15 protein-coding genes are annotated in these 14384 nt (G+C 66.2%); 10 read left to right on the top strand and 5 right to left on the bottom strand.

Annotated elements, in window-relative coordinates:
- The first annotated feature begins 157 nt into the window (after positions 1–157).
- The gene (locus N536_RS0111020) at positions 158–1294 is read left to right on the top strand and encodes a cellulase family glycosylhydrolase (RefSeq protein ID WP_029113662.1); all 1137 of its coding nucleotides are present in this window, start codon (positions 158–160) and stop codon (positions 1292–1294) included.
- Between the two features lie 16 nt (positions 1295–1310).
- Here N536_RS0111020 and N536_RS0111015 read toward each other — a convergent pair whose 3' ends face one another.
- A complete protein-coding gene (locus N536_RS0111015) occupies positions 1311–2528 on the bottom strand; it encodes an NAD(P)/FAD-dependent oxidoreductase (RefSeq protein WP_029113661.1) in 1218 nt (405 codons plus the stop codon).
- Between the two features lie 41 nt (positions 2529–2569).
- The gene (locus N536_RS0111010) at positions 2570–3205 is read right to left on the bottom strand and encodes a TetR/AcrR family transcriptional regulator (protein WP_029113660.1); all 636 of its coding nucleotides are present in this window, start codon (positions 3203–3205) and stop codon (positions 2570–2572) included.
- 53 nt (positions 3206–3258) lie between these two features.
- Between N536_RS0111010 and N536_RS0111005 the strand changes: the two genes are divergently transcribed.
- On the top strand, positions 3259–3930 hold the full coding sequence (locus N536_RS0111005) for a class II aldolase/adducin family protein (RefSeq protein WP_029113659.1): 672 nt from the start codon (positions 3259–3261) through the stop codon (positions 3928–3930).
- Entirely contained in the window at positions 3927–4856 is a 930-nt protein-coding gene (locus N536_RS0111000; protein WP_029113658.1) for a carbohydrate kinase family protein, read from the top strand. Before N536_RS0111005 ends, N536_RS0111000 begins: the two co-directional genes overlap by 4 nt.
- A 5-nt stretch (positions 4857–4861) precedes the next feature.
- On the opposite strand, the gene N536_RS0110995 is transcribed toward N536_RS0111000, so the two are convergent.
- Genes N536_RS0110995 through N536_RS0110985 form a run of 3 tightly spaced genes read right to left on the bottom strand, consistent with a single transcriptional unit; the run spans position 4862 to position 7145 of the window.
- Entirely contained in the window at positions 4862–5674 is an 813-nt protein-coding gene (locus N536_RS0110995; protein ID WP_029113657.1) for a gamma-glutamyl-gamma-aminobutyrate hydrolase family protein, read from the bottom strand.
- Positions 5671–6396 (bottom strand): cache domain-containing protein, encoded by a 726-nt coding sequence (locus N536_RS38060; protein WP_051574407.1) that lies wholly within the window; start codon positions 6394–6396, stop codon positions 5671–5673. The genes N536_RS0110995 and N536_RS38060 overlap by 4 nt, the downstream gene beginning before the upstream one ends.
- Positions 6393–7145, bottom strand: a complete 753-nt coding sequence (locus tag N536_RS0110985; protein WP_231514482.1) for a FadR/GntR family transcriptional regulator — start codon at positions 7143–7145, stop codon at positions 6393–6395. The genes N536_RS38060 and N536_RS0110985 overlap by 4 nt, the downstream gene beginning before the upstream one ends.
- A gap of 176 nt (positions 7146–7321) precedes the next feature.
- Between N536_RS0110985 and N536_RS0110980 the strand changes: the two genes are divergently transcribed.
- The 7 genes from N536_RS0110980 to N536_RS38055 are packed head-to-tail and all read left to right on the top strand — an operon-like array spanning position 7322 to position 14366.
- Positions 7322–8836 carry an APC family permease gene (locus N536_RS0110980; RefSeq protein WP_051574422.1) on the top strand — a complete coding sequence of 505 codons (1515 nt, stop codon included), beginning with the start codon at positions 7322–7324 and terminating at the stop codon, positions 8834–8836.
- A complete protein-coding gene (locus N536_RS0110975; protein ID WP_029113654.1) occupies positions 8826–10025 on the top strand; it encodes a cytochrome P450 in 1200 nt (399 codons plus the stop codon). The genes N536_RS0110980 and N536_RS0110975 overlap by 11 nt, the downstream gene beginning before the upstream one ends.
- Positions 10026–10056: 31 nt before the next feature.
- A complete protein-coding gene (locus N536_RS0110970; protein ID WP_029113653.1) occupies positions 10057–10248 on the top strand; it encodes a ferredoxin in 192 nt (63 codons plus the stop codon).
- 2 nt (positions 10249–10250) lie between these two features.
- Positions 10251–11510, top strand: a complete 1260-nt coding sequence (locus N536_RS0110965; RefSeq protein ID WP_029113652.1) for an NAD(P)/FAD-dependent oxidoreductase — start codon at positions 10251–10253, stop codon at positions 11508–11510.
- A gap of 32 nt (positions 11511–11542) precedes the next feature.
- Positions 11543–12919, top strand: a complete 1377-nt coding sequence (locus N536_RS0110960) for a glutamine synthetase family protein (protein ID WP_029113651.1) — start codon at positions 11543–11545, stop codon at positions 12917–12919.
- Positions 12916–13632: an ABC transporter substrate-binding protein gene (locus tag N536_RS0110955; protein WP_029113650.1), complete on the top strand. Its 717-nt coding sequence runs from the start codon at positions 12916–12918 to the stop codon at positions 13630–13632. Before N536_RS0110960 ends, N536_RS0110955 begins: the two co-directional genes overlap by 4 nt.
- Positions 13629–14366: a gamma-glutamyl-gamma-aminobutyrate hydrolase family protein gene (locus N536_RS38055; protein WP_051574406.1), complete on the top strand. Its 738-nt coding sequence runs from the start codon at positions 13629–13631 to the stop codon at positions 14364–14366. Before N536_RS0110955 ends, N536_RS38055 begins: the two co-directional genes overlap by 4 nt.
- Positions 14367–14384: the final 18 nt, after the last annotated feature.

Below are 14384 nucleotides of genomic sequence, written 5' to 3'. Positions count from 1 at the left end.
GATTCGTGACCGAAACGATGGCGAAGCGTTAGATGGCGTCGACCGGACGCCCACGCCAAACCCCTTCACGTGACGGTTGATAACGATTCTCCATCCCATTGGTTCCGAATCGATGCGGATGGCTTGGGAGACCATCCGGGGCCCATAGGGTTGCTCGGTGCACCGTCGAACGGCCCTGAAGCTACCTCTGTTACTGGCCGTAGGTGCCACCCTCACGCGAGTGCCCATCGCCTCTGCCGAACCGGGCCGGTGGCCGGCCGACCGCGCCAACCGCTGGTATCAAGCGCAAGGCTGGCTGGTCGGCGCGAACTACATCACGTCAACCGCGGTCAATCAACTCGAGATGTTTCAGGCGGGCACCTATGACGCCCGCCGCATCGATGACGAGCTGCGCGTGGCGCGGACGCTCGGGTTCAACACCGTGCGGGTCTTCCTCCACGATTTGCTGTGGGCTCAGGATCGCGAAGGCTTTGCGCGCCGCCTCGCACAGTTCGTCGCTATCTCGGCGAGTCACGGCATCAAGCCGCTGTTCGTCTTGTTCGACTCCTGCTGGGACCCGTTCCCCAAGCTAGGCGCGCAGCGTGCACCGACACCTGGAATACACAACTCCGGGTGGGTGCAAAGCCCGGGTGCCGAGCGCATCGACGACCCCCGCTACATCGGCGTTCTGCAGAGCTACGTCACGGGCGTGTTGAGTCTCTTCCGCAACGACAATCGCGTCTTGGGTTGGGACTTGTGGAACGAACCCGACAACCCCGCGAAGGTCTACCGCAAGGTGGAGCGGAAGGACAAGCAGGACGTCGTCGCCGCGCTACTGCCGCAGGTGTTCCAGTGGGCGCGCGCCGTCGATCCCGTGCAGCCCTTGACCAGCGGTGTGTGGCAGGGCAGTTGGGCAGATGCCGGGAGCCGCAGCGCCATCAGTAGCTTTCAGCTGGACAACTCCGACGTGATCACCTTCCACTCGTACGGCACCCCGGCCGAGTTCGAGGACCGGATCGCCGAACTCACTCCGCTGGGACGGCCGATCCTCTGCACCGAGTACCTGGCACGGTCGCTGGGCAGCACGGTCGAAGGAATCCTCCCAATTGCACAGCGGCACAACGTCGGCGCGTACAACTGGGGTTTCGTCGCAGGGAAGACCGAGACGTACCTGCCGTGGGACTCCTGGGATCACCCGTACCAGGAGGCGCCGAAGGCATGGTTCAGCGACCTCCTCTGGCCCGACGGACGGGCCCATCAGGACAGCGAGATCCAGACGATCCGCAAGCTGACCGGCGTGCTGGGCCAAACCTGAACCACCCGCTTGGGGTTCAATTCCCGTATGCGGGCGCGGCTTGCAACTCGGGGGCGGCTGCGGCGAGTAGGGCGGCCCGGTCGCGGTTGAGCGGGGGATAGATGCGTTCACCGTTGATCAGTTGCTTGGTGGCCTTGGCCTTTGCACCGCTGCTCACGACCTTGCGGTCCCAGCCCTCCGTGTAGACCGCGCCGGCCGGGCCGAGATCGAGAACCGTGACGTACCAGGGGATTCGCAGCGACAGCATCGGAGTGCCCAGCAGGTCGCTGATCACGTTGTAGCCCGCGTAGCGCCCCATCGGCCGCCCGTGCTGGCACGACATCACCGACAGATGTTCGTCGTCCATCCTCGCCACCGCCACGTCGCCTGCGGCGAACACATCGGCGACGCCCTCGACGCGCAGGTGATCGTCGACGGCCACCCGGCCCAGGCGGTCGCACGGGACGCCCAGTTGCGCGGTCAACGGATTCGCGCGCATCCCGGCGCACCACACCAGCGTCGCGGCGGGCACGACCTCGCCCGACGACAGCGTCACGCTGCGCTCGTCGACGGCGGTGACGCCCACGTCGGTGACGGCGTCAACCCCGTTCTGCGCCAACGCGGCTTCGATGACCGGACGAGCCGAATCGCCCATGTCGGAACCCACGTGTGGGTTGTGGTCGACGAGGATCACGCGCGGTGTGACGCCGGGTCCGAGCGAGTCCGACAGCATCTTCGGCAGCTCGCTCGCGGTCTCGATGCCGGTGAGCCCGGCACCGACGACGACCGCCGTTGCGGACGCGGGATCCTCGGCGTGGCCGGCCAGATCGCGGATGTGCGCCTGCAGCCTCATGGCGCCGTCGTAGGTGTCGACGTCGTAACCGAACTCGGCGAGCCCGGGCAGACCGGGTTTGACCACTCTGCTGCCAAGTGCCAGGACGAGGCGGTCGTAGCTCAGGGTTGCACCATCGGCGGTGCGCACCGCCGCGGCGGCGGGGTCGATTCCGGTGACGTCGGCGGTGATGTGCCCGACACCGACCGGGCCGAGCAAGTCCTGCAAGGGGATTCGGCACGGGGTCAGATCGACTTCGTAGTTGCGCACCCGGATGTCGTGGAACGGTTGCGAGCTGACGACCGTGACGTCGACCGTGCCTTGTGGGATGGCGAGTTCGTCCAGCCGACGGGCCGCACCGAGCGCGGCCCAGAGCCCGGCGAACCCGGACCCGAGAATGAGGACACGCTTGGCCGGCGGCATCGCCCCATCGTCGCCCCCCGCTTGTTCATTGACAAGAGATGTCAGTCAATCGGATCCGAGAGCGCAGTCAGGTAGCCCCGCAACGCGGTCTTCGCTTCACGCAACAGCGCGGCGTCGCCGTCGGCATTGGACCGGAACGCCTCCTGCAGCAGGACGTCGGCGATCAGGTGACCCGCACGGCAGACGTCATCGAGCCGCTCGGTTTCGGGAATGAGCCGCTGGGCGAGGACGAGTTGCTTGAGCATCGCGGCCATCCGCCGTTTGTGTTCTCGGTCGGCGGCGCGGGTCGCCGCGGTCAGATGACGGCCGAACCATAGCGCACGGAAGCCGGGTTCGGCGCGGTACACCTCGGCGAAGCCGTCCACCAGGGCGGCGACCGGATCCGCCCAGGTCTGATCGTTCGCGACCCCGAGGAACGCTGCCATGGTGACCTCGATGCGGGCCAGGTACGACGTGGCCAACGCCTCGATGATGGCGTCGCGGTCCGGAAGGTATTGGTAGACGGCCCCGACGGACATTCCCGCTTCGGCGGCCACACGCGTGGTGGTCAACGCCTCGGGGCCCTCGGCTGCCAACAGCCGATCCGCCGTCGCAAGAACGTGTGCCAGCCGCTCCCGGCTGCGCGTCTGACGGGGGACGCGCCGCAGCACCGCGTCGGGTATCTCGAGTCCGCTCATGACCACCTAATCTGAATGTGACTTTTATTCAGATTAGTCTTAGTCTGCCGAACATGACGAATTCGCGGCTCGTCACGGAGCGCGGCCAGGTCGTGGCGGCATGTCGTCACCTTGCCGACCACGGCTTGGTGATCGGGACCGCAGGCAACGTCAGCGTGCGTGCGGACGACTTGATTGCGATCACCGCGTCGGGGGCGCGACTGGCCGACATCACCGTCGACCAAGTCACGGTGACCGACCTCGACGGCGCCGTCGTCGAAGGACAACTCGCTCCGACCTCCGAACTGCAACTGCACCTCGACGTCTACCGCCGGCTGCAGACGGGCGCCGTGGTGCACACCCACGCACCGATGTCGACTGCGCTCAGCTGCGTGCTGGACGAACTTCCGGTGGTGCACTACCAACAGCTCCTTCTCGGCGGACCGACCAAGGTCGCGCCGTTCCATCCGTTCGGCACAACGGAACTCGCCGAGGCGGTATCCGCGGCCTTGGGCGGAACCAACGCCGCGCTGATGGCCAACCACGGCGCCGTCACCCACGGGCAGACCCTCGAGCAGGCCGTCGAGTACTCCCTGCTCCTGGAATGGGCATGCACGCTATACCGCGATGCGAGCGTGCTCGGCCACCCCCGGACGCTGTCGGAAGACCAGCAGGCCGCCGTCATCGAAACCGCCGTTCGGCTGAAATACGGCCAAACGCAACATATCAGCGAGGAGCCGGAATGAACGTGATCACGATGGGCGCACACATCCTCGATGTCCTCGCCCGGCCGGTCGACGCCATCCCGGACGGACAGGACACCGCGCTGGTCGAGGAGATCCGGATGAGTGCGGCGGGCACCGCCGCCGGAACGGCGCTGACCTTCGCCAAGCTCGGCGCTACGGTGCGTACTGCCGGCGCCATCGGCGACGACGCGACGGGGGATCTGCTGCTCTCACTGTTGGGCCGCGCGGGCATCGACACCACCCTCGTGGTCCGCAAGTCAGGGGTGCCTACGTCGGCGTCGGTGCTGCCGATCAGGCGCAACGGGGAACGGCCCAGCCTGCACCTGCTCGGCGCCAACCCCATGTACACCCTCGACGACGTCGACTGGAACGGCGTGGCCGCCACCGACCATCTGCACTTTGGCGCGCCGGAGTTGATTGGCGCCGACAACGCTGCCCGAATCCTGAGCCACGCCAAGGCAAACGGCGCCACCACCTCAATCGACCTCATTGCGCCCGGCACCATGGGCTCGCCCGAGGCGATCGCGCCGGTGCTCCCGCACACCGACTTCGTGCTGCCCAATGCGGAGCAGGTCATCGGGTTCACCGGTGCGACCAACCTGGCCGACGGCTGCCGGGCACTGCTCGACGGGGGAGCGGGCATGGTCGTCGCCACGCTGGGCTCCGACGGCGCGTTGCTGTTCGATGAGTCTGGCGGCCAACAGGTTCCGGCGTATGACGTGGAAGTCGTCGACACCACCGGATGCGGGGACGCGTTCTCCGCCGGATTCGTGTACGGCGTCAAGCTCGGTCGCGCCCCGTTGGAAGCCGTGCAGCTGGGCACGGCGGTCGCCGCGCTGGTCGCCGGGGGCCTCGGCAGCGATCACGGCGACTTCGACCTGGACGCCGCCGATGCCTTTGTTGAGCGGTGTCAGAAGGCGGACTGAAGGCGCTACCGGATTCCTTCGCCGGATGCCGCTCTGCGGTTGGCGTCGACGTGGGAAAGAAAGGCACTGAACAGCGCCCGTCTATCGGCCGCAGAACCGTCGGTGTCTTCGGGATGCCATTGGACGCCGAGTACCCAGGTGTCGGGATCCCGGGCTTCGATGGCCTCGATGACGCCGTCGACACCGCGAGCGGCGACGCGCAGTTGGGGCGCCACCTCGCCGACGGCTTGGTGGTGGCCGTTGCGGACTGTGACCGTCGTGCGGTCCAGGACGTCGGCCAGTCGAGTGTCGGGTTCGATCAGTACGGTGTCGTCGAGGAACAGTGGCTCGTCGCCGTGCCCGTGGTGGGGAGTGTCGGGGCCGAGGTCGGGAATGAGCGTGCCCCCGTGGACGAGGTTGATCATCTGCGCGCCGCGGCAGATTCCGAACACGGGAAGTTGCTTGGCCAGTGCGTGTTCGATCGAAGTCAAGGTCCGTAGGTCGCAGCGGCGGTCGACGCCGTACAGGTTCGGCACGTCGCCGACGTGACCGTAGAGGCTGGGGTCGACGTCGCCTCCGCCAAGCAACAACAGCCCATCGACGTCAGCGGCGATGCTGGACGGTGTCTCAGCTGTGGGGTCGATGATCTGCAGCCGGGCACCGAGATCGGTCAACGTACTCAACGCGGTACGCGTGAATCGCACTACGAGGTCCCGGGTTTCGTCAGTGAGACCGGGGTAGTTGAGAGGCACCACGACGCCGACGAGCGGTGCGCCAAGTGTGGTGACTGGTTTGGCCGGCATCACCTCGGCCAACGTAATGGGCGGCAGCGCGGTCATTTCAGCGGCACCAACGACCAGGGCGTGGCGGGCACCGGGCGGGGTGGGCCGAGAGCGCCGTCGCGGATCTTGCAACCGGTCACGTGGTCAGGGTGGTTGGCGATGATCACCCGACCCTCGGCATTCGCCAACGCGAGAGCTCCGCTGCCGGCGGTGAACGTCGGCAACAGCACCGCGTCCAGGCGCGCGACGGGTACGTCGGCCGCGGCCACACCGAGGAACACCCCATGCGAGGACGCCACCGGAACTGCGAAGGTGCACACGTACAGATCGACACCGGTGTAGTCGAGATACGGACCGTCTATCCAGCGGGTCCCTTGGTCGCGTGGTCGCGCGAACCAGTCCATCGTCGTGTAGTCGTAGAAGTATTCGCTCTGGGGATTGAGGTCGAGGCTGAGTTTCTGCGCGGGACCGCCGTGCTTGACGTCGGGGCGCCACCATTCCAGGTAACGAGGAGAGTCGGCAAGGACGCCGTCGGCCACCACGACGCCGGCGCCGTTGAACATTTCACCTTGACGCCGCAGTTCGCCGTTGATCACGTCGCGCAACACCGACAAATCGGTCGATCGTGGTGCCGTGCCTTCGCTTTCGAGCCGGTCCCATAGCGACGTCGCGGCCGAGGCCACGGTCCGCAGTGAGTCGAAGACGTCCTCCACGAGCGCGGTCACTGCGGCCTGCACGTGCTCGAGTTCGACGGCGCGGGTTTCGTGGGGATGGCTCATGGGTGGGTCAGCTCCATGCGTAGAGCGATCAAGCGCCGCACGTTGGCGACGCTGTGATCTTCGGCCAGCCGTCGGGCATCGGTCTCGTTTTCGGCCTCGATCGCATCGACGAGTGCGGTGTGCACCGCGGCTTCTGTAGCTGGATCCGTGGACAGCTGCGGCAGCCAGATCATCGCCGAGAGCTCGGCCTGCAGGTTGACCTCGGCGCGAGTGAGCCGGGCTGACTGCGAGCACACCGCGACCTCGATCTGAAAACGACTGTCGGCTCGCCGGCTGCGGACCGGATCGTCAGTGTCGGCCAGGCGTGTAGTCAGCACTCGGAGCCGAGCGATGTCCGCCTTCACCGCGCGGCGCGCGGCCAATACCGCTGCGGCACCGGCGATGGCGAAGTGCTCGTCGCCGAGATCGCGTAGTTCCTCGGCCGTGAGTTCCTGCAGCCTCGCGAGCGCGCGGGTGTTGACGGCATCGGCCGATGCCCGCACGAAGCTGCCGCCACCGCGGCCGCGTTTGGTTTCGACCAATCCTTGTTCGCGGAGCACGGCCAGCGCTTCCCGGAGGGTCATCGTCGACACGCCGAGCTGCGTTGCCAGATCGATCTCACTGGGCAGCTGCTCGCCATCGGTCATTACGCCCAGCCCGATCGCGGCCGAAATCCGGGCGACTACCGCGTCGGTGCGGGGGCCGGATCCGTCGAGCGGCGACAGCACTGCACCCAAAGCGGTGAGGCCACCCAGCTGTTCGACTGCCACCCGGTTCTCCTGACGTAGGGCCTGGTTGCACGACTTTAACAGATAAGACTTGAACTATGAACTATGAAGCTTTATGTTTAGACGATCATGTGATCGGGCCCACATGAAGCCCCTCACTCAGGCCCTCGCAACGACTGAAGTCCCGGTCACCGACGAAAGACAGTCCAATGCCAAAGATGCCCACGCCTGACGGCGACGACGACGCGCAACTCGCGGCGTTGGGATTCGAGTCCGAGTTCAAGCGCGACATGAGCCTGTGGGCGAACTTCTCGCTCGGGTTCACCTATCTATCCCCGGTCGTCGGGATCTACACCGTCTTCGCGTTCGCCCTTGCCGCGGCCGGACCGCCGATGATCTGGAGTCTGCTCATCGCCGGTGCCGGCCAGTTCCTGGTGGCGCTGGTGTTCAGCGAAGTGGTCGCCCAGTTCCCCGTGGCCGGCGGCGTCTACCCGTGGGCGCGCCGGCTGTGGGGGCGCAAGTGGGCGTGGATGACCGGCTGGGTCTATTTGTTCGCGCTGCTGGCCACCATCGCCGGCGTGGCATATGCCGCAGGGCCATTCGTCGGGGCGGTGTTCGGTTTCGAGGCCACCGTGCACGCCACCATCTGGTGCGCGCTCGTGATCCTGGTGCTCGCGACCCTGATCAACCTTGGCGGCACCAAGATTTTGAGTTACGTCGCCATCTTCGGCTTCGCCGCCGAGTTGGTCGGCGCCCTGGTCGTGGGCGCATGGCTGCTGGTGACCCAACGTCACCACAACCTGGGTGTGCTGTTCGACAGCTTTGGCGCCCAAGGCTCGCACAGCTTCCTCTACGCCTTCCTCGCCGCCAGCCTCATCGGCGTCTTCCAGTACTACGGGTTCGAAGCGTGCGGCGACGTTGCCGAAGAAGTGAAGAACCCCGGAGTGCAGATCCCCAAGTCGATGAAGCGCACCATCTACATCGGCGGTGCCGCAGCGACATTCGTCTGCCTGAGCCTCGTGCTGTCGGTGGTCGACTTCGGCTCCGTCATCGACGGCACCGACGCAGACCCGATCTCCACGATCCTGACTACCGCGTTCGGCTCGGTGGGTTCCAAGATCGTCATCGGCGTCGTGCTCATCTCGTTCGTGTCCTGCGCACTGAGCCTGCAGGCCGCTGCCAGCCGGCTGATCTACTCCTATGCCCGCGACGGCATGATCATCGGCTCGGCGCTGTGGTCGCGTTTCGACCAGAAACGCCACGTGCCTCCCGCTGCGCTGCTCGTCGCCGCCGTCATCCCCGCCGTGCTGGTCGTGGGCTCCGTCATCTCGACCGACGCGTTGACCAAGCTGATCAGCTTCGGATCGGTCGGCATCTACATCGCCTTCCAGATGGTGGTTCTGGCCGCGCTGCGCGCCCGCATCAAGGGTTGGACGCCAACCGGCAAGTACCACCTGGGGCGGTGGGGGATGCCGATCAACGTCGGCGCCTTCGTTTACGGCGTCGCCGCCATCGTCAACATCTGCTGGCCGCGCACGCCGGATGCCCCGTGGTACGACAACTACACGGTGCTGGTCATGTCGGTGCTCGTCATCACCCTTGGCGCGATCTACATGGCGCTGGCCCGCTCCCACGACCACGGCAGTGCGCCCTACGGCGATGCCATCCCCGCGTCGCCGGCCGGCCCGCCCGTGGTGGCGTCCGAGCGCACGGGAGGCGTCGATGTCCACTGATCAACTGACCGACGCCCCGTACCTGAATCTGGCCGACCCGGCGTTCTCGGTGCAATCCGGCGAGGTGCGGGCTGCACGGGAGCAAAGTTGGTACGCGCGTACGCCATACGGCCTTGCCGTGCTGCGTTACGACGAAGTCGGCAAGCTCATGAAGGATCGCCGGTTACGCCAGGGCAGCTGGGCCTGGCCGGCTCACAACGGTGTTACCGAAGGGGCCTTCGCGCACTGGTGGAGCCGAGCGCTACTCAACATCGAAGGTGAAGATCACCACCGGCTGCGCCGACTGATGAACCCCGCCTTCTCGCCGAAGCTCATCGGGGGACTGGTACCGCGATTCCAGGCATTGGCCAACGAGTTGATCGACGACTTCTACGCCGACGGGCACTGCGACTTCGCCGCCCAATTCGCCGAGCCCTACGCCGCCCGGGTCATCGCGATCATGCTCGGCATCGACGAGTCCGAGTGGCGGCGAATCGCGGCCTGGTCCAACGACATCGGCTTGGCCCTTGGTGTGACGCTCAAGCAGGATCTCGACCGTGTGGAAACCGCATTGGCGGGCCTCTACGGCTATGCCGACGAGTTGATCGCCGACCGCACCGAACACCCCCGCGACGACTTCGTCAGCCGGCTCGTCCTCGCCGAACGCGATGGCGAACACCTCAGCCGCGACGAACTGCGGGTCGCGCTGGTGCTCCTGATCTTCGGCGGCATGGACACCACGCGCAACCAGCTGGGCCTGGCCTTGCAGACCTTCATGACCTACCCCGACCAGTGGGACCTGTTGGCCCGGCACCCCGAATTAGGCAAGGCCGCCGTAGAGGAAGTCATGCGCGTCAACCCGACCGTGACCTGGGTGACCCGGGAAGCGTTGGAGGACTTCGACTATCAGGGCTTGCACATCGTCGCCGGTACCACCATCCACTTGCTGTCCGAATCGGCGGGCACCGATCCGCGGGTCATCGACGGCGAGCCCTTCGACCTGCAGGCGGAACGTCCACCACACTTCGGGTTCGGCGGTGGCATGCACCATTGCCTCGGCCACTTCGTGGCCCGCAGCGACATGAGTGAGGCGCTGCCGCTGCTGGCCAGCCGGCTCAAGAATCCGCGCATCAACGGCACCGCTACCTCGCTGCCGCTCAGCGGCAACACCGGGCCCATCCACCTGCCCATTGCCTTCGACCGCATCTAGTCAACCACTCCAACCAACGAGGAGACCCATCATGAAGGTTCACGTCGACCGCGCCCTGTGCGACGACCACGGCCAGTGCACCATCGCCGCCCCCAAGGTCTTCCGGCTCAATGACGATGGCAAATTGGACTACGACACGGAGTTCGACGAAGCCGTGCTCGACGAGGTGGAAGAAGCCGCCGACGTTTGTCCCGTCCAGGCCATCCTGCTGCAGGACGAGTGACCATGTCGGAGCACATCGTCGTCGTCGGTGCCTCCATGGGCGGCCTGCGCGCCGCCGAACAGCTACGCGCACAAGGGTTCAGTGGCCAGCTCACCGTGGTGGGCGCCGAACCGCACATGCCCTACAACCGGCCGCCGCTGTCGAAGGACGTGCTGGCCCAGCACCGCGATGACACCAACTCGGGCATCGACGTCTGGCACCAGGCCGTGGCCTTCCGGCAACGCAAGAACACCGCCGACGTCACCTGGCGCCTTGGGGAAACCGTCCTCGCCGCCGACCTGGGCGCCCGCACCCTGACCCTTGGCGACGGCGCAACACTCGGCTTCGACGGACTGGTGATCGCCACCGGCCTACGGCCGCGGCGCCTTGAAATGCCCGGCCCGCGTGTCGGGCGCCATGTCATCCGCACCCTCGACGACGCGGTCGCGCTGCGAGCCGCCCTGCGCCTGGACACGAACGTGGTGGTCGTCGGTGGCGGATTCATCGGATGCGAAGTGGCGGCCACCGCGCGCTCGATCGGATGCAACGTCCACATCGTCGAACCGAATTCAGCACTGATGGTCCGGCCGCTCGGTGCACGACTTGGTCAATCACTGCGTCGGGTTCACGAGTTCCACGGTGTGGCAGTGCACACCGGCGTCTCCATCCAGTCGTTGCTCAGCCGCCGCGACGCCCCCGATCGGTTGACCGGCGCCATGCTGACCGACGGCAGTGCCGTCTACGCCGACGTACTCATCGAATCCGTCGGCTCGCATCCGAACGTAGAATGGCTGGCGGGCAACGGGATTGACGTCACCGACGGCGTACTGTGCGACAACCACATGCGGGTCGACGCGCCGGCACCCCTAGTGGCAGTCGGTGACATTGCCCGGTTTCCCGATCCGGCGACCGGCGTCGCACGCCGGATCGAACATTGGTGCATCCCCACCGAAACCGCGAAACGCGCCGCACGGACCCTGCTAACCGACCTGGCCGGTCGTCCCGACGACACCGACAGGTTCTGCCCGCTGCCGTCATTCTGGAGCGATCAATACGACCTGCGGATACAGGGGTACGGATCACCCGGGGACGCCGACGCCATTCAAGTCATCGAAGGCTCCCTCGGCGAACCGGGCCACGAGCACGCCGAGGCTGGGACCGTCGTCGGCTACTACCGGGGTGGTCGGCCGGTCGGGGTGGTGATGATCTCACCCACTTCGACCCAGAATCTGCACTACCGCAACGCCGTCGACGCCGCCCGCTCAGCGCTGGCCCCCTTGTGAACCTTCGCCCGCCCGAGACCAGAAAGCCTGACATGACAACCACCGCACTAGATCACCACCGCCACGTCAACACCACCGACGCGCGCATCGCCGAGATCGAATCCGTCATCACCGATCGGGGCGTCGAATTCATCTACTACCAGCTGGTCACGCTGACTGGCCGCACCGTCGCCAAAGTGGTTCCCGCCCAGCATCTTCGCCGCAATCTGGAGAAGGGTGTCCAATTTCATCGCACGGCGATGACGGATCTGCACAGCGACCGCACCGGTCGGTTGCTCGGAGGTGGTGTCGAAGCGGCGGAACTGACCGGCCTTCCCGACCTCGACACGTTCGCGGTGCTGCCCTGGGATACGAGCGTTGCGCGGTTCCTGTGTACCGCCTACGAACCGGATCACATCGCTGAGATTGGTGGCGACTACCTCGGGTTGGATAGCCGCGCCACGCTGCGCCGCGCGCACAGCGCCTTCACCGAGGAGACCGGCTTCGTCCTCAAGAGCGGATGCGAACCCGAGATGACGTGGTACGGACCAGGAATGGACGTCCCGGTGCGACCAGGGGGCAGCGCCGCCTACCAAACCGCCAACCTCGAACTCATGCGCCCGATCTTCAAGAAGGTTATCGGCTATGCCCAGCAACTCGGCCTGAACATGATCGAAGGCGACTACGAAGATCCCGGCCAGCTCGAACTCAACTGGCAGTTCGACGACTGCTTCCTCACCGCAGACCGCCTCATCACCTACCGCCAGATCTGTCACCAGGTCGCCCGCGAGGTCGGCGTGAAGGCCAGTTTCATGCCCAAGCCGGCCCAAGGATCGATGGGCAACGGCTGCCACCACAACGTCAGCCTGTGGAAGGGGCAGGAGAACGTGTTCGCCGAAGCGGGTCGCCGAGACCTGCACCTGAGCAAGGTCGGCGTGCACGCCCTCGGCGGTTTGCTCGCGCACGCCGCTGGCTCGATCGCCATCATGGCCTCGACGGTCAACTCCTACAAACGATTCTGGGACGGTGGCCAATTCGCCCCCACCACCGTCAACTGGGGCATGGACAACAAGACGTGCACCGTGCGGCTATCGGCCGTTGGCCGCCTCGAGTACAAGATCCCAGACGCCAGCGTCAACCCGTACCTGTCGCACACCGCCCTGCTGGCAGCCATCAAGCACGGCCTCGACAACGCCACCGACCCCGGTGAAGCCCAAGTCGGCAGCAGCTACGGCGCAGAATCCATCCACGCTCAGCTGCCGCTTACCCTCGGCGACGCCATCGCGGCCTTCAACGACAACCCGGTGATCAGCGGCTGCCTGCCCACCGACCTGGCCGACCAATACGCCGAAGTCAAAACCGACGAATGGGCCCGCGCGTGCGGAGCCGTCACCGACTTCGACCGCGAAATGTACTTGGAGTACCTGTGAATCAACCCTTGCGACTGATCTGTGTCGACTTGTCCGCACCGCCGCTGTTCGACAAGGCCGCCCCCGACGGGGCCCGGCACGGTTACGAACCGTCGGCGGCCGAAAACGTGGCCGCCAAACTCGGCCGACCAGTCGAGTGGGTGATCACTAGCTGGAGCGACATGATTCCGGCCGTCAACGAGGGACGCGGCGACGCCGTCTGGTGCGGACAAGGAATCACGCCCGAACGGTCCGCCCTAGTCGACTTCACCAGTCCCTACGCCGTCTTCGACGAATCCCTGCTGACACGCGCGGGATCCGAGATCACCAGCCCAGCAGACCTGGCAGGCAAGCGGGTCGGCGCCATAGCCGGCAGCACCAACATGACACTCGCCAAGACCTTTCCCGGTGTCATCACGGTCCCCTTCGAGGGCACCGACGACGTCTTCGGCGACATGATCGCCGCACTGCGGGCCGGGCACGTCGACGGGTTCGTCGACGACGACGTCGCCCTGCTCCCCGTTGGGAACGAACCCGACCTCGAGGTCGCATTCACCATCGCCACCCGCAACCGATGGGGGATAGCCGTCGCCAAGGGCAACGACGCCATCCGCGCCGAACTCGATGCGGCACTGCAAGAATCGATCGACGACGGGTCCCTGGAACGAGTGTGGCAACGGTGGATGCCCGACCTGGACTTCCCGCTGCGTGACGTGCAGGCAGAGGCACCGTGACTCGGCCGTTCATCGCCGTCCCCGCAATCCGCTCCACCACGATCGCGGGGCTGCGCCGCTCCGGGGTGGTGGCTGCCGACAAGATTTGCGAGGCGATCTTCCGCGCTGGCGGCGACCCATTCTTGCTCCCGCCCGGCGATGCGGTGCGTGACCGACTGGTGCACGCCAACGGCGCGGTCATCCCCGGTGGTGCCGACGTGGACCCCGCCACCTACGGGCAACCCCGCGGTGAGCGCACGGAGGAGACCGACGCAATCCAGGATGCCTACGACATCTCGTTCGCAGGAGCCCTTCTCGATCTGCACGTCCCGTTCCTGGCAATCTGCCGCGGCATGCAGATCCTCAACGTCGCACTCGGCGGAACCCTGGTGCAGCATCTGAGCGAGACCACCGTGGCGCACCGTCAAGGAATGCACCGGGTGACGTTGAAGGCGGGAAGCGCTACCGCCGCCGCAATGGGCGGACACCTCTTCGACGTGTCCTCCTACCACCATCAGGCCCTCGACCAGTTGGGCGACGGGCTACGCGTGGTCGGGCGCGCCGACGACGGATGCATCGAAGCCGTCGAACACGCCAACGCCCCCGCTCTCGCCGTGCAATGGCATCCCGAAGACGACGCCGACATCGCCGGCCATGAACAAGGGCTGTTCGACTTCGTCGTCGCGGCAGCCGACCGTCGCCGCTACCAGATCGAATTCGCGACAAGCGCGTCCGCCCAAACCGCCAGGTCATAAGCACTGCCCTGTAACGGA

This window comes from Mycobacterium sp. URHB0044, assembly GCF_000620625.1.
GTDB lineage: Bacteria > Actinomycetota > Actinomycetes > Mycobacteriales > Mycobacteriaceae > Mycobacterium.
The sequence above is the reverse complement of the archived record's forward strand: the minus strand, read 5'-3'. Positions and strand labels throughout refer to the sequence as shown.

Coding starts and splice junctions, on each gene's coding strand:
- N536_RS0111015 (WP_029113661.1), bottom strand. CDS start 2,528: ATGCCGCCGGCCAAGCGTGTCCTCATTCTCGGGTCCGGGTTCGCCGGG.
- N536_RS0111010 (WP_029113660.1), bottom strand. CDS start 3,205: ATGAGCGGACTCGAGATACCCGACGCGGTGCTGCGGCGCGTCCCCCGT.
- N536_RS0111005 (WP_029113659.1), top strand. CDS start 3,259: ATGACGAATTCGCGGCTCGTCACGGAGCGCGGCCAGGTCGTGGCGGCA.
- N536_RS0111000 (WP_029113658.1), top strand. CDS start 3,927: ATGAACGTGATCACGATGGGCGCACACATCCTCGATGTCCTCGCCCGG.
- N536_RS0110995 (WP_029113657.1), bottom strand. CDS start 5,674: ATGACCGCGCTGCCGCCCATTACGTTGGCCGAGGTGATGCCGGCCAAA.
- N536_RS38060 (WP_051574407.1), bottom strand. CDS start 6,396: ATGAGCCATCCCCACGAAACCCGCGCCGTCGAACTCGAGCACGTGCAG.
- N536_RS0110980 (WP_051574422.1), top strand. CDS start 7,322: ATGCCCACGCCTGACGGCGACGACGACGCGCAACTCGCGGCGTTGGGA.
- N536_RS0110975 (WP_029113654.1), top strand. CDS start 8,826: ATGTCCACTGATCAACTGACCGACGCCCCGTACCTGAATCTGGCCGAC.
- N536_RS0110970 (WP_029113653.1), top strand. CDS start 10,057: ATGAAGGTTCACGTCGACCGCGCCCTGTGCGACGACCACGGCCAGTGC.
- N536_RS0110965 (WP_029113652.1), top strand. CDS start 10,251: ATGTCGGAGCACATCGTCGTCGTCGGTGCCTCCATGGGCGGCCTGCGC.
- N536_RS0110960 (WP_029113651.1), top strand. CDS start 11,543: ATGACAACCACCGCACTAGATCACCACCGCCACGTCAACACCACCGAC.